This window comes from Halococcus salsus (genome assembly GCF_009900715.1).
GTDB classification, from domain to species: domain Archaea; phylum Halobacteriota; class Halobacteria; order Halobacteriales; family Halococcaceae; genus Halococcus; species Halococcus salsus.
Window position 1 is genome coordinate 31047 of sequence record NZ_JAAAJC010000007.1, and the last position, 12465, is coordinate 43511.

Genomic DNA, 12465 nt, shown 5'->3' on the forward strand with positions numbered 1-12465 from the left:
GGCAAAAAGCACCCGCTCGGCTACTCGTCGACGAGGCGCACGTCGAGCCGGGATTCGAGCGCCGCCACGACGGAGCCGCCGACGCCCGCCCGCGCCGCACCGCCCTCCTCGACGGCCCGGACGTCGTTCGCGTCGAGGTCGAGTTCGTCGGCGAGCTCCTCGACACCGAGCCCCGCGTCCTCGCGCGCCTCGCGTGCCCGGTCGCCGTAGCCCGACACGAGGTAGGGGAGTTGGTCGGAGTCGTAGTTCGTGCCCTCCTCCTCCCAGTGCGTGGAGTCACCCATCCCCGCGTCGGCGAACCGCGCGACGTTCTGGGCCGCGCGCCGTCGGCTGGTCTGCTCGCGCTGGGCCTCGGTCTCGTGGTCGTCGTGAGCCGATTCCCGCCGCTCCGTGGTCGTCTCGCCGTGCGGGACGCAGTCCCGACAGAGTTCGAGTTCGGCCCCCGCGACGGTGGCGGTCGTGAGGTCGCCGGTCTCCTTCCCACAGAGTTCACAGGAATCCCCGCCGCCGCTCGAATCGCCGGTGGAGTACTTTGGCATGGCTCGGTTTGGGGGCCCACGATAATAATCCGTCCGCAAACCGGGCGATTAAACCGCCGCTCCGCGTGTGGGGCGTGTGAGCGCCGACAGCGACGAGGGCGAGACGAATGGGCTCGACGTGACGGCCTGCGAGCGCTGTCCCGACCTCTGTGATTCTCGAAATCGGATCGTGAACGGCACCGGGCCCGAAGACGCCGAAGTCGTGTTCGTCGGGGAGGGCCCCGGCGAACAGGAGGACCGCGAGGGCGAGCCGTTCGTGGGCCGGAGCGGGAGCGTGCTCGACGACGCACTCCGGGACGCGGGCCTCGCGCGCCGCGACGTCCGGATCACCAACTGCGTGCGGTGTCGCCCGCCCGAGAACCGCGACCCGCACACCGAGGAACTCGACAACTGTCGGGGCTACCTCGAAACCGAGATCAGCGGGATCGACCCCGAGGTCGTCGTTACCCTTGGAAAAGTTCCCTCCCAGCACCTCCTCGGGCGCGACGTCGCGGTGACGAAGGAAGCCGGGGACATCGAGGAGGTCCGGTTCGCCGGGGCGGCCCACCGGGTGCTCGTCTGTGTCCACCCCGCGGCCACCCTCTACGATTCGAGCCAGCAGGAGACCTTTCGGCGGACCATCGCGACGGCGGCGGAGTTCGGCGGGGCGGGTGCGGGCGGAGAGGGCGGGAGCGGGCAGTCGCGACTCGACGGGTTTTAGCGCAAACGCTTTGCGCCGACCGTCCGAAGCACAACCGTGAGCCTCGAAGCACAGCGAACCACGACGGCCGACGTGGTCGTGGTCGACTACGGCCTCGGCAACCTCCGGAGCGTGACGCGCGGCCTCGAACGCGCCGGGGCCGCCGTCGAGATCACCGACGACCCCGACGCGTTCGCCGAGTGTGACGGCATCGTCCTCCCCGGCGTGGGCGCGTTCCGGGAGGGCGTCGAGAACGCCGACCCCTACCGCCAACCGTTGCTCGACGCCGCCGAGAGCGGGACCCCGGTGTTCGGGATCTGTCTCGGGATGCAGATGCTCCTCACCACGAGCGAGGAGGCCGACCACGCGGGCGAGGGCGACGTCGAGGGCCTCGACCTGGTCCCCGGTCGGAACCGTCGGTTCGACGGCGACCTGAAGGTGCCACACATGGGCTGGAACGAACTCGACGTCCAGCGCGACCACCCGCTGGTCGAGGGTGTCGACGGGGAGCACGCCTACTTCGTCCACTCCTACTACGCCGACCCCGAAGACCAGGGGGCGGTGGTCGCCACCACCGACTACGGCCACGACTTCCCGAGCATCGTCGCCGACGAGTCGGGGACGGTCTTCGGCACCCAGTTCCACCCCGAGAAGTCGGGCGAGACGGGGCTCCGGATCCTCCGGAACTTCGTCGACATCTGCGCCGACTGAACGCCGTTCGGGGCGAGGGGCGACGCGGCCGATAGCAGGCGAAAGAGCCTTTGTGCGGAGGCGCGCGTCACGGACAATGGCCGAGAGCAAGTCCGTCGTCGTCGCCGCCCTCATCGCCAACGGTGCCATCGCCATTTTGAAATTCATCGGCTATCTCCTCACCGGGAGCGCCGCGATGCTCTCGGAGACCTACCAGTCGGTCTCCGACACCGGCAACCAGGTCTTCCTCCTCATCGGGATCCGGTACTCGAAGAAGCGCGCCGACCAGCGACACCCCTTCGGCTACGGCAAGTCACAGTTCTTCTATAGCTTTCTCGTCTCCGTGCTCCTGTTCGGCGTCGCGGGGATCGAGAGCGCGCGGAAGGGCTACGAGACGATCTTCGGCGAGAGCACCTTCCACATCAGCAACGCCACGCTCCCGGTGATCGACGTCACGCTCTCGGGCGCACAGATCAGCTACCTCGTGCTGTCGCTCGCGATCCTCTTCGAGCTCTACGCACTGAAGAAGGCCTACGCCGAGATGAAACGCCAGATCGACGAGCACAACTGGAGCGGGCTCCGGGAGGCCTTTCAGAAGACCAGCGACGTGACGACGCTGACCGCGCTGACCGAGGACTCGCTCGCGCTCGCCGCGGCGGCGATCGGGATGGTCGGGATCTACCTCACCGAGCAGACGGGCAACGTGATGTACGACGGAGCCGCCGCCCTCGTGATCGGGATCCTCCTGATGGGCTTCGCGGCCGCGCTCGCCTGGCAGAACAAGCGTCTCCTCCTCGGCGAGAGCCTCCCGACGTCCGAAGAGCGCCGTCTCCGTGAGCTCGTCGCCGACTGGAACGGCGTCGACCGGATCGTCGACTTCAAAACGGTCTACTTCGGCCCCGAGGAGGTCATCCTCGCCGCCGACGTGGCCTTCGACCGCGACCTCGACACCACCACGATCGACGACCGCATCAGCGCCATCAACGACGCGCTCATGGAGACCAACCCACAGATCCGGAACGCGTACATCGAGCCCGAGGCGTAGCGCGCTCCGGACCGGTCCGGTCATCCCCGCTACGAAAGAGCCTTTTGGCGAACGCGCGCGTCACGAGTCATGGCAGAAAGCAGGTCCGTTGTCATCGCTGCCCTCATCGCCAACGCCGCCATCGCGATCCTCAAATTCGTCGGCTTTCTCATCACCGGAAGCGCCGCGATGCTCTCGGAGACCTACCACTCGATCTCCGACACCGGCAACCAGATATTCCTCCTCATCGGGATCCGCTACGCCGGCAAGGACGCCGACCGCCAGCACCCGTTCGGCTACGGGAAGGCCCAGTTCTTCTACAGCTTCCTCGTCTCGGTGCTCCTGTTCGGCATCGCGGGCTGGGAGAGCGCCCGCCACGGCTACGACGCCATCGTGCATCCCCACGCACCCGGCGAGGGCACCACCGTCCTCCCGCTGGTCGGGGTCGAGATCCCCGGCGTCTGGGTCAACTACGCCGTCCTCATCGGCGCGATCCTCTTCGAGGCCTACGCGCTCCGGAAGGCCTACCTCGAGATGGAGCGCCAGCGCGAGGAGCACGGCTGGGAGAGCTTCCGCGAGGCGTTCCGGAAGACCAGCGACGTCACCACCCTCACCGCCTTCACCGAGGACACCATCGCCGTCGCCGGCGCGGGCATCGCGCTGTTCGGGGTCTACCTCTCGCGGGTGACCGGCAACCCGATCTTCGATGCCGTCTCCGCACTGTTGATCGGGCTGCTCCTGATGGGCTTCGCGCTCGCGCTCGCTTGGGAGAACAAACGCCTCCTCATGGGCGAGAGCCTGCCCGCGAACGAGGAACGCGAACTCCGGCGCGTGGTCGCCGGCTGGACCGGCGTCGACCGGATCGAGGACTTCAGAACGGTCTACTTCGGCCCCGAGGAGGTCATCGTGACCGGCGACGTCGAGTTCGACCCCCGCCTCGACACCACCACGATCGACGAGCGAATCACCGATATCGAGGACGCGCTCCGCGAAGCCAACCCCCAGGTGCGGAAGATCTACATCGAGCCCGAGGCCTAGACTCCCACCTTTTGCTGCGCTCGGCCGCGAAGCGGCCTCGCTGGCAAAATGTGGATCAAAAGCGCATCGGACTCCCTACGGTCGTCCTCGCGCCCGCTCACTCGCTCCGCTCGTTCGCGGAACAGCCACTAACTCTCCCGCCCCACTCCGCCACCGCCCCGCGACCGCCACACGCCTCCCCAACCGACTGCGCTCCTCGTTCGCTCCCGTTGGTCGCTCTCTACGGTGCTCATCCCTCGCACAATGTCTGCGACCGGCCCTCTCTGTCGTTCGGACCGGTCGCAAGCGCGCGCCATAGTGGTTGGTCCTGACGTACAAGTGCCGACCCATGCCTCTCAGCGGACCACTTTCGCCACGCCACACGAACCCTTATGCCCGAACGCGTACGAATTCCCGCTATTGTGGCGGCCGACTCGCAGCGCGCGTGGCGATTCTTCCCCTACGAGTCGCCCTACGAGAATCAGCGCGCGGCCATCGAACGCATCCACGACGCCCTCGACGAGGAGCGCGACGTGCTCTTCGAGGGAGCCTGTGGGACGGGCAAGACCCTCTCCGCGCTGGTCCCCGCGCTCGAGTTCGCCCGCGAGGAGGACAAGACGGTGGTCATCACGACCAGCGTTCACCAGCAGATGCGCCAGTTCGTCGCCGACGCGCGGGCGATCAACGAACACGAACCCCTCAAAGCAACCGTCTTCAAGGGCAAGGCCTCGATGTGCCACATCGGGGTCGACTACGAGGAGTGTCAGGTCCTCCGGGACACCACCAAGAACCTCGTCGAGGCCGAGAGCGAGAAACGTGAACTCGAAGCGGCCCAGGGCGACCTGCTCGACGCGAGCCAGGCGGGCGAAGCGGACGCCGCCGAGGCCCGGAGCGCGGTGATGGACGAACTCGACGCCGTCGAGGACGAACTCGACGATCTTCGAGACGGATCGATCTGCGAACACTACTACAACAACCTCCCCGCCGACACCGAGGAGTTCTACGGGTGGCTCGCCGCGGACGTCCGCACCCCCGAGGAGGTCTACGACTACGCCGAACGCGAGGGACTCTGTGGCTACGAACTCCTGAAAGACGGCATGGAGGCGATGGATCTCGTGGTCTGCAACTACCACCACATCCTCGACCCCAACATCCGCGAACAGTTCTTCCGCTGGCTCGGCCGCGATCCTGAAGACGTTATTACTGTTTTCGACGAGGCCCACAACGTCGAGGGCGCGGCACGCGAACACGCCACCCGGACCCTGACCGAGACCACGCTCGACTCCGCGCTCGCCGAGTGCGAGGACGCCGACGACCCGCGGACCGAGAAGGCCACGAACGTCGTGAGCGCGTTCCGCGGCGCGCTGCTCTCGACCTACGACGACAAACTGGGCTTCGGCGCGCGCGAGCGGGTCGGCGAGGACTGGGAGGACCTCGAAGTCGCGAACCCGGAGGGCCGGGACGACCTCACCCTAGCCTTCCTCGACGCCTACACCGGCCAGGGCATCGAGGGTGACGTGGAGGCGGCGCTCGCGCTCGGCGCGAACCTCGATCGGGAGTACGATAGGAAGTACCGCGACGGCGAGACCCAGGTCAGAAAGGAGTGCCAGACCCTCCAGGTCGCGCGGTTCGTCGAGTCCTGGCTCGCCGACGGCACGGTCGGCGGTCGCCATCCCGTGGTCTCGGTGCGCCGGGGCCCGGAGGGGGTCTACGGCCGCGCCGAGTCGTTCGCCTCCATCCCGCGCGAGGTCACCGAACCGCTGTTCGAGAGCCTCCACTCGACGATCCTGATGAGCGCGACCCTCCGCCCGTTCGAGGTCACCGGCGATGTACTCGGTCTCGACGACCCCGAGACGATGGCCTACGGCCTCACCTTCCCCGAGGAGCGCCGCCGGACCTTCGCGGTGGACACCCCGGCGCTGTTCGCGCGCGACCGCGACGAGCACGAGGTCCAGGAGGCGGTGACGGACGCGCTCCGCGACGCGGTCCGGTTCACCCCCGGGAACACCCTCCTGTTCTTCCCGAGTTACTCCGAGGCCGAACGGTATCACGACCGACTCGCGCTCTCGCTGTCGGCCACGAGCTACCTCGACGAGGCCGGGAAATCCGTCGAGAACATTCGAGACTCGTTCGTCGACGACGACGACGGCGTGCTCTTCACCTCGCTCTGGGGCACCCTCACCGAAGGCGTGAGCTTCGACGGCGACGACGCCCACACGGTGGTCGTGGTCGGGGTTCCCTACCCGCACCTCGACGACCGTCTCCGGGCTGTCGAGGACGCCTACGACGCCGCCTTCGACGCGGGCTGGGAGTACGCCGTCGAGATTCCGACCATCCGAAAGACCCGTCAGGCGCTCGGGCGGGTGCTCCGCTCGCCGGAGGAGATCGGGGTCCGGGCACTCCTCGATGCCCGCTACACCGGGCGCGCAAGCCGTGAGATGGGTAAGTACGCCGTTCGCGAGAGCTTCCCGGACGAGGAACGCGCGGAGATCATCGATATCGACCCCGAGAAGCTCAAGTTCGCGATGCTCAACTTCTACACCGACTTCGACGCCTACGACGGCGCACCGCCGACGCCATAACCAGCCCGTGACCGTGGCTCAGAGCAGCGGCGTCGCGCCGGCGACGACCGCCGCGATGCCGGCCACGACGAGGGCGACACCGACGGCGAGGCTTCGCCGGTAGCCCGAGCCGAACTGGTCGACGAGGGCGTCCTCGGCGTGGTCGGAGACGATGAACGGCTCCTCGTCGCCAGCGGTGAGGACGACGTCCTCGGGGTGGAGCGGGTGGGTCGCGCCCGCGTCCGCCTCGGCGTGACCAAGCAGGTAGACCTCCTCGCCGGGAGCGAGCGCGCGTTCGGCGTAGCGGCGGTCGCCGTGGGCGTTGCCGATGTCGACGAGGTTGGTGATCGACCCCGACTGCCCCGAGACGCCGCGCTCGCCCGCGACGAACGACCGGATGTGTTCGGGCGGTTCGGATTCGGCCCCCACCTCCTCGACCACGGGGAACTCCTCGAACTCGCAGGTCACGTTGTCGACCGCGACGCCGTCGTTGGCGACGGTGCTGTCGAGCGAGAGCAGGGACTCGCTTTCGCCCGAAACCCGGTCGGTGAGCGAGACCTCGACCGCGCCGGTGCCGTCGTCGACGCGGAAGGGCTCCGAGTAGACGCCCGAGGCGAGGGTCCGCCAGTTGCTGGTGTCGCCCCGCTCGTTCCACTCCTCGACCTCCCACGCCGCGAGCACCGCGTCCGCCCGCCCGATCGGGGAGGTGAACGCTCCTCCGTCGGTAACGACCTCGCCCTCGACTTCGACACGTCCCTCCTCGCCGATCCCCCGAACCTCGGTGGTCCCCGTTTCGGCGACGAGCCGCCGCTGTTTGCGATTCAGCCAGCCCGTGTACGCGAACACGAGCCCGACGATACCGACGACGAGACCGGCACCCACGAGGAGCAGGTCGACCATGTGCTCACGTCTCTGCAGCATCGTATTAATTCATCGGAGGACGGTTTCGAAGGGTATCGCGACCCGCGTGGAGGTGAAGGTTTTTGCCGCCGCCGGTCGACTCGTGGCTATGCACGGTTCGCTCGCGGGACGGCTCGGCACACGTTCCGATTCCAGTGAGAAGCGTCGGGACGAGGGTCGACGGCGCTGATGCGGCCGGAGGACGAGCGCTACTTCGAACGGCTCGAATCCGGGCTCGACGAGGCGCTCGCGGTCGCCGGGACCGCGCGCGAGACGGGCGGCGACCCGACTCCCGAGGTCGAGATCCCGGTCGCGAAGGACATGGCCGACCGAGTCGAGAACATCCTCGGCATCGAGGGCGTCGCCAGCCGGGTCCGCGAACTCGAAGGCCAGATGAGTCGGGAGGAGGCCGCGCTCGAACTCGCCGAGGACTTCGCCGAGGGCCGGGTCGGGGACTACGAGACGCAGGCAGGCACCATCGAGGGCGCGGTCCGGACCGCGGTCGCGCTCCTCACCGAGGGTGTGGTCGCCGCACCCATCGAGGGGATCGACCGCGTGGAGTTGGCGGACAATCCGGACGGAACCCAGTTCGTGCGGGTGTTCTACGCAGGACCTATCCGGTCGGCGGGCGGGACGGCACAGGCGCTCTCGGTGCTCGTGGCCGACTACACCCGGGCGCTGCTCGGGCTCGGTGCCTACGAGGCCCGCGAGGAGGAGGTCGAGCGTTACGCCGAGGAGATCGACCTCTACGACTCGGAGACGGGGCTCCAGTACTCCCCGAAGGACAAGGAGACGAAGTTCATCGCCGAGAACTGCCCCGTGATGCTCGACGGCGAGGCGACGGGGCAAGAGGAGGTCTCGGGCTTTCGGGACCTCGAACGCGTCGGCACCAACAACCCCCGCGGCGGGATGTGTCTCGTGCTCGCGGAGGGGATCGCCCAGAAGGCCCCGAAGATCGAACGCTACACCGCCGAGCTCGACGAGGTCGACTGGCCGTGGCTCGACGACCTCATCGCGGGCACCATCGGGAAGAGCGACGCCGACACCGACGAGGAAGCCGACGAACCGAGCGAATCGGAGGAAGACGACGGGATAGACGAGGAGGGAACGGTCGAGAAGGCGGACGGCGAGCCCGATGGCCCCCTGCGACCCGAACCCGCGACCAAGTACCTCCGGGACCTGATCGCCGGCCGACCGGTGTTCGGCCACCCGAGTCGGCCCGGCGGATTCCGGCTCCGGTACGGCCGCTCGCGGAACAACGGGTTCGCGACCGCCGGGGTCCACCCCGCGACGATGCACCTCGTGGACGACTTCCTCGCGACGGGCACCCAGCTGAAGACCGAGCGACCGGGGAAGGCCGCCGGGGTCGTTCCGGTGGACTCGATCGAGGGCCCGACCGTCAGGCTGGCGAACGGCGAGGTCCGCCGGATCGACGACCCCGAGGAGGCCCTCGAATGCCGGAACGGCGTCGAGGCGATCCTCGACCTCGGGGAGTACCTCGTGAACTACGGCGAGTTCGTCGAGAACAACCACCCGCTCGCGCCGGCGTCGTACACCTTCGAGTGGTGGATACAGGAGTTCGAGGCGACCGAGGCGGACGTCAGAGCGCTCCGGGATTCGCCCCGGACCGACCTCGAAGCGCCCTCGCCGAGCGAGGCCATCGAGTGGGCCACCGAGTACGACGCGCCGCTCCATCCACAGTACACCTACTGCTGGCACGATATCTCGGTCGAGGCGTTCGAGGACCTCGCCGAGGCGGTCGTCGCGGGCGAGTACGTCGAGGGGAGGCTGGCGCTCGAACCGCTCCCCGAGGTCCGGAAGACGCTCGAAGACCTGCTGGTCCCCCACTCCCAGGCCGGCGACGCGCTTCGGATCCCGAACTCCGCGGCGCTGGTGCGGTCGTTGGGTATCGACGAGGGGCTCGAACGCACCTGGGAGTCGCTCTCGACGGCGGCCCGCGAGTGGCCGAACGCCATGAAGGCCGCCCGCGAGGTCGCCCCGTTTTCGCTCCGCGAGCGTGCACCGACCCGGATCGGCGGGCGGATGGGGCGGCCGGAGAAGTCCGAGAAACGCGAGCTCTCGCCTGCGGTCCACACCCTCTTTCCCATCGGCGAGGCCGGCGGCAGCCAGCGCGACGTGAGCGAGGCGGCCGACCACGTCCACGAGGGTTCTCGTGGAGCCGTCCCCGTCCAGGTCGGGCGCCGCGAGTGCGTCGGCTGTGGCACCCGAACCTACGAGACCCGGTGTCCCGACTGTGGGAGCCTCACCGAGCCGCGATACGAGTGTCCCGACTGCGAGATCGAGGTCGAACCCGACGAGTCCGGTCGGGCGGAGTGCCCGCGGTGTGAGGGCGAGGCGACGCCGACGGAGTGGCGGGTCGTCGATATCCGGGAGGAGTACGAGAGTGCCCTCCGCGAGGTCGGCGAGCGCGAGAACGCCTTCGACATCCTGAAGGGGGTCAAGGGGCTGACCTCGGAGCTCAAAACACCCGAGCCGATGGAGAAGGGTGTCCTCCGGGCGAAACACGGCGTCTCGGCGTTCAAGGACGGGACCATCCGATACGACATGACGGATCTGCCCGTCACGAGCGTGAAGCCCGACGAACTCGACGTCTCGGTCGAGCAGTTCCGCGAGCTCGGCTACCACGAGGACATGCAGGGCGACCCGCTCCGCCACGACGACCAGTTGGTGGAGTTGCGAGTTCAGGACGTGGTGCTCTCGGACGGCGCGGCCGAACACCTCCTCAAGACCGCCGACTTCGTCGACGACCTCCTGACCCAGTACTACGGTCTCGACCCGTTCTACGAGTTCGACGACCGCGACGATCTGGTCGGTGAGTTGGTCTTCGGGATGGCCCCACACACCTCAGCGGCGGTGGTGGGGCGCGTGATCGGCTTCACGAGCGCCGCTGTGGGTTATGCTCACCCTTATTTTCATGCATCAAAGCGCCGTAACTGTGATGGAGACGAAGATTGTGTCATGTTGTTGATGGATGGGTTGTTGAACTTCTCGAAGGCCTACCTCCCCGACAAGCGTGGCGGGCGGATGGACGCCCCGCTGGTGATGTCCTCGCGGATCGACCCCGCCGAGATCGACGACGAGGCGCACAACATGGACATCGTGGACTCCTACCCGAAGGCGTTCTACGAGGCGACCCTGGAGATGGCCGATCCTGGTGCCGTCGACATCGAGATCGCCGAGGCGAACGTCGGGACCGACGAGGAGTACACGGGCTTTCGCCACACCACCGAGACCTCGAACCTCGCGCTCGGGCCGGCGCTCTCGGCCTACAAAACGCTGGGCTCGATGACCGACAAGATGGACGCCCAGCTCGAACTCGCCCGGAAGCTCCGAGCGGTCGATGAAACCGACGTCGCCGAGCGCATCATCGAGTACCACTTCCTGCCCGACCTCATCGGCAACCTCCGTGCCTTCTCGCGCCAGAAGACGCGGTGTCTCGACTGCGGGACGAAGTACCGCCGGATGCCGCTCTCGGGTGAGTGTCGGGAGTGCGGCGGCCGGGTCAACCTCACCGTCCACGAGGGCTCGGTGAAGAAGTACATCGGGACCGCGACCCGGGTCGCCGAGGAGTACGGCTGCCGGGACTACACCAAACAGCGCCTCGAAGTTCTAGAGATGACGCTGGAGAGTGTGTTCGAGAACGACAAGAACAAACAGAGCGGTATTGCGGACTTCATGTGAGCAAGTCGCTGCAGTAGTATTCCCAGCGGACGCACCGATTCCGTCACGGAGTCGTACCCAAAATCCGGGTGAGGGTGGCCGACGTGTTCAGTCGTCGGCTAACCGATCGAGGATCGGTCGTTGTTCCTCGATCACCTCCTCGGCCAATTTCACGAAGTCGCTCCGGTCGTCGGCTTCCTGTTTGCTCATGGGTGGTAGTGGTGATGGTTCATCTTAGCCGTTCCGGGAGTTCAGATACATCCATCTCTCCGGTTTCGAGCCAGTTTGCCACCGTCTCGGTGTCGAAGTAGCCGATACTCCGGATGATGCCCTCGACCAGCTCTCCGTCTTGCTCGAACGATGGAGAGCAATCGTTTTCCCGAAGATATGTGATCGTTACGGCCCACGAAGTCCGTTTGTTGGCGTCCTCGAAGACGTGAGCGCTCTGTATGCCGAACAGGAGTGCCGCCGCACGGTGATACACGTCGTCGTACTCGCGGACGGGGTCGAGTGCCTTCTCTCGAAGCGTTCGCGTCGGCGTCCGGCTCCGGAGACCCTCGTATTTCAGGTCGTAGATGCGTTCGATACGGCTGTGAACGTCGATAATATCGCGTGCGGTGGGTAAATCGCTGTTTTCCATACGATTCGATCACTTCGATCCGGGCGCGAACCTCGCGCCCCCAAACCGGGAATCCATCGGTTCTTCGGGGCGCGCGAACGCGACGGGGCTCACCGAGCCCGCCCCTGGGACCGACAGACCGGACAGCCGAGTTCGCGCGTCGGCACGAACATCGTCCCGCAGGTGAGACACTGGGCTGTCAGCCGCTGTCGTCGTCGGAGTTCCCGGACTTCGCGTTGCAGCTCCTCGACTTCCGCTCTGAGTTCTTCGACGTCCATTCTCACGACCCGTATCGGCGACGGTCACGGCCACTCATTTCGAACGGTGGATAACTCGGTTGGGGGATAATGTGCTTTGTGGCTAAACGGCTTGCAGCGACGGTCACGAAGTGCAGTCCCGGAGCGAACGTTATGCTCTCGGCGGTCCTATAGGGTGTGGGAGGATATCATGGAAGACGCACAGTATCGGCTGTCCAGCGGGCGAGAGCTCGGGTTCGACCAGACGGTCTACGACGACCGGGGAGAGCAACTGGGGACCATCAGGGGGTTCGACGAGAGCGGGTTCTACGTGCGAGCCGCGGGGGAGCTGGCGACCGAGGTCGAAACCAGCGGGTCGCACGGGGCGGGCGAGATGGACCTGATGTGGCGGTGCTGGGCCTGCGGCGAGCTCGGCCAGATCGATTCTCTCCCCGAGGCGTGTCCGTCGTGTGGCGCGCCGAAGGAGGACCTCTATTACTGGACCGAGGATTAGTCCTC

At 67.1% G+C, this 12465-nt stretch carries 11 protein-coding genes; 7 read left to right on the forward strand and 4 right to left on the reverse strand.

Going from position 1 to position 12465, the window contains the following annotated elements; all coding sequences use genetic code 11:
- Nucleotides 1-20: 20 nt before the first annotated feature.
- Complete coding sequence (locus tag GT355_RS14520) at nucleotides 21-539, reverse strand: helix-turn-helix domain-containing protein (protein WP_160135287.1); 519 nt, start codon at nucleotides 537-539, stop codon at nucleotides 21-23.
- Between the two features lie 76 nt (nucleotides 540-615).
- On the opposite strand from GT355_RS14520, the gene GT355_RS14525 reads away from it, so the two are divergent.
- The 5 genes from GT355_RS14525 to GT355_RS14545 all read left to right on the forward strand — a co-directional run bounded on the left by GT355_RS14525 (nucleotide 616) and on the right by GT355_RS14545 (nucleotide 6531).
- Nucleotides 616-1239, forward strand: a complete 624-nt coding sequence (locus GT355_RS14525; protein ID WP_160135288.1) for a uracil-DNA glycosylase — start codon at nucleotides 616-618, stop codon at nucleotides 1237-1239.
- Between the two features lie 36 nt (nucleotides 1240-1275).
- Nucleotides 1276-1929, forward strand: coding sequence for an imidazole glycerol phosphate synthase subunit HisH (hisH, locus tag GT355_RS14530; protein ID WP_160135289.1), 654 nt, complete (start codon nucleotides 1276-1278; stop codon nucleotides 1927-1929).
- Between the two features lie 76 nt (nucleotides 1930-2005).
- A complete protein-coding gene (locus GT355_RS14535; protein ID WP_160135290.1) occupies nucleotides 2006-2953 on the forward strand; it encodes a cation diffusion facilitator family transporter in 948 nt (315 codons plus the stop codon).
- A gap of 69 nt (nucleotides 2954-3022) precedes the next feature.
- A complete protein-coding gene (locus GT355_RS14540) occupies nucleotides 3023-3970 on the forward strand; it encodes a cation diffusion facilitator family transporter (RefSeq protein ID WP_160135291.1) in 948 nt (315 codons plus the stop codon).
- 371 nt (nucleotides 3971-4341) lie between these two features.
- Nucleotides 4342-6531, forward strand: a complete 2190-nt coding sequence (locus tag GT355_RS14545) for an ATP-dependent DNA helicase (RefSeq protein ID WP_160135292.1) — start codon at nucleotides 4342-4344, stop codon at nucleotides 6529-6531.
- 18 nt (nucleotides 6532-6549) lie between these two features.
- Here GT355_RS14545 and GT355_RS14550 read toward each other — a convergent pair whose 3' ends face one another.
- Nucleotides 6550-7410 carry a GIDE domain-containing protein gene (locus GT355_RS14550; protein ID WP_160135293.1) on the reverse strand — a complete coding sequence of 287 codons (861 nt, stop codon included), beginning with the start codon at nucleotides 7408-7410 and terminating at the stop codon, nucleotides 6550-6552.
- 189 nt (nucleotides 7411-7599) lie between these two features.
- Between GT355_RS14550 and GT355_RS14555 the strand changes: the two genes are divergently transcribed.
- Nucleotides 7600-11112, forward strand: coding sequence for a DNA polymerase II large subunit (locus GT355_RS14555; RefSeq protein WP_160135294.1), 3513 nt, complete (start codon nucleotides 7600-7602; stop codon nucleotides 11110-11112).
- Between the two features lie 208 nt (nucleotides 11113-11320).
- Here the strand turns inward: GT355_RS14555 and GT355_RS14560 are convergent, their stop codons facing one another.
- Both GT355_RS14560 and GT355_RS18095 read right to left on the reverse strand, forming a co-directional pair.
- The gene (locus GT355_RS14560) at nucleotides 11321-11731 is read right to left on the reverse strand and encodes a Fic family protein (RefSeq protein ID WP_160135295.1); all 411 of its coding nucleotides are present in this window, start codon (nucleotides 11729-11731) and stop codon (nucleotides 11321-11323) included.
- A gap of 89 nt (nucleotides 11732-11820) precedes the next feature.
- The gene (locus GT355_RS18095; RefSeq protein WP_192928028.1) at nucleotides 11821-11988 is read right to left on the reverse strand and encodes a zinc ribbon domain-containing protein; all 168 of its coding nucleotides are present in this window, start codon (nucleotides 11986-11988) and stop codon (nucleotides 11821-11823) included.
- A 169-nt stretch (nucleotides 11989-12157) separates the two neighbouring features.
- Between GT355_RS18095 and GT355_RS14565 the strand changes: the two genes are divergently transcribed.
- Nucleotides 12158-12460 carry a DUF7130 family rubredoxin-like protein gene (locus GT355_RS14565; RefSeq protein WP_160135296.1) on the forward strand — a complete coding sequence of 101 codons (303 nt, stop codon included), beginning with the start codon at nucleotides 12158-12160 and terminating at the stop codon, nucleotides 12458-12460.
- The last annotated feature ends 5 nt before the right edge of the window (nucleotides 12461-12465 follow it).

Bases quoted from the DNA above. Each gene is read 5' to 3' on its own strand.
- GT355_RS14520 (WP_160135287.1), bottom strand. From the start codon at position 539: ATGCCAAAGTACTCCACCGGCGATTCGAGCGGCGGCGGGGATTCCTGT.
- GT355_RS14555 (WP_160135294.1), top strand. From the start codon at position 7,600: ATGCGGCCGGAGGACGAGCGCTACTTCGAACGGCTCGAATCCGGGCTC.
- GT355_RS14545 (WP_160135292.1), top strand. From the start codon at position 4,342: ATGCCCGAACGCGTACGAATTCCCGCTATTGTGGCGGCCGACTCGCAG.
- GT355_RS14560 (WP_160135295.1), bottom strand. From the start codon at position 11,731: ATGGAAAACAGCGATTTACCCACCGCACGCGATATTATCGACGTTCAC.
- GT355_RS14550 (WP_160135293.1), bottom strand. From the start codon at position 7,410: ATGGTCGACCTGCTCCTCGTGGGTGCCGGTCTCGTCGTCGGTATCGTC.
- GT355_RS14565 (WP_160135296.1), top strand. From the start codon at position 12,158: ATGGAAGACGCACAGTATCGGCTGTCCAGCGGGCGAGAGCTCGGGTTC.
- GT355_RS18095 (WP_192928028.1), bottom strand. From the start codon at position 11,988: ATGGACGTCGAAGAACTCAGAGCGGAAGTCGAGGAGCTGCAACGCGAA.
- GT355_RS14535 (WP_160135290.1), top strand. From the start codon at position 2,006: ATGGCCGAGAGCAAGTCCGTCGTCGTCGCCGCCCTCATCGCCAACGGT.
- GT355_RS14540 (WP_160135291.1), top strand. From the start codon at position 3,023: ATGGCAGAAAGCAGGTCCGTTGTCATCGCTGCCCTCATCGCCAACGCC.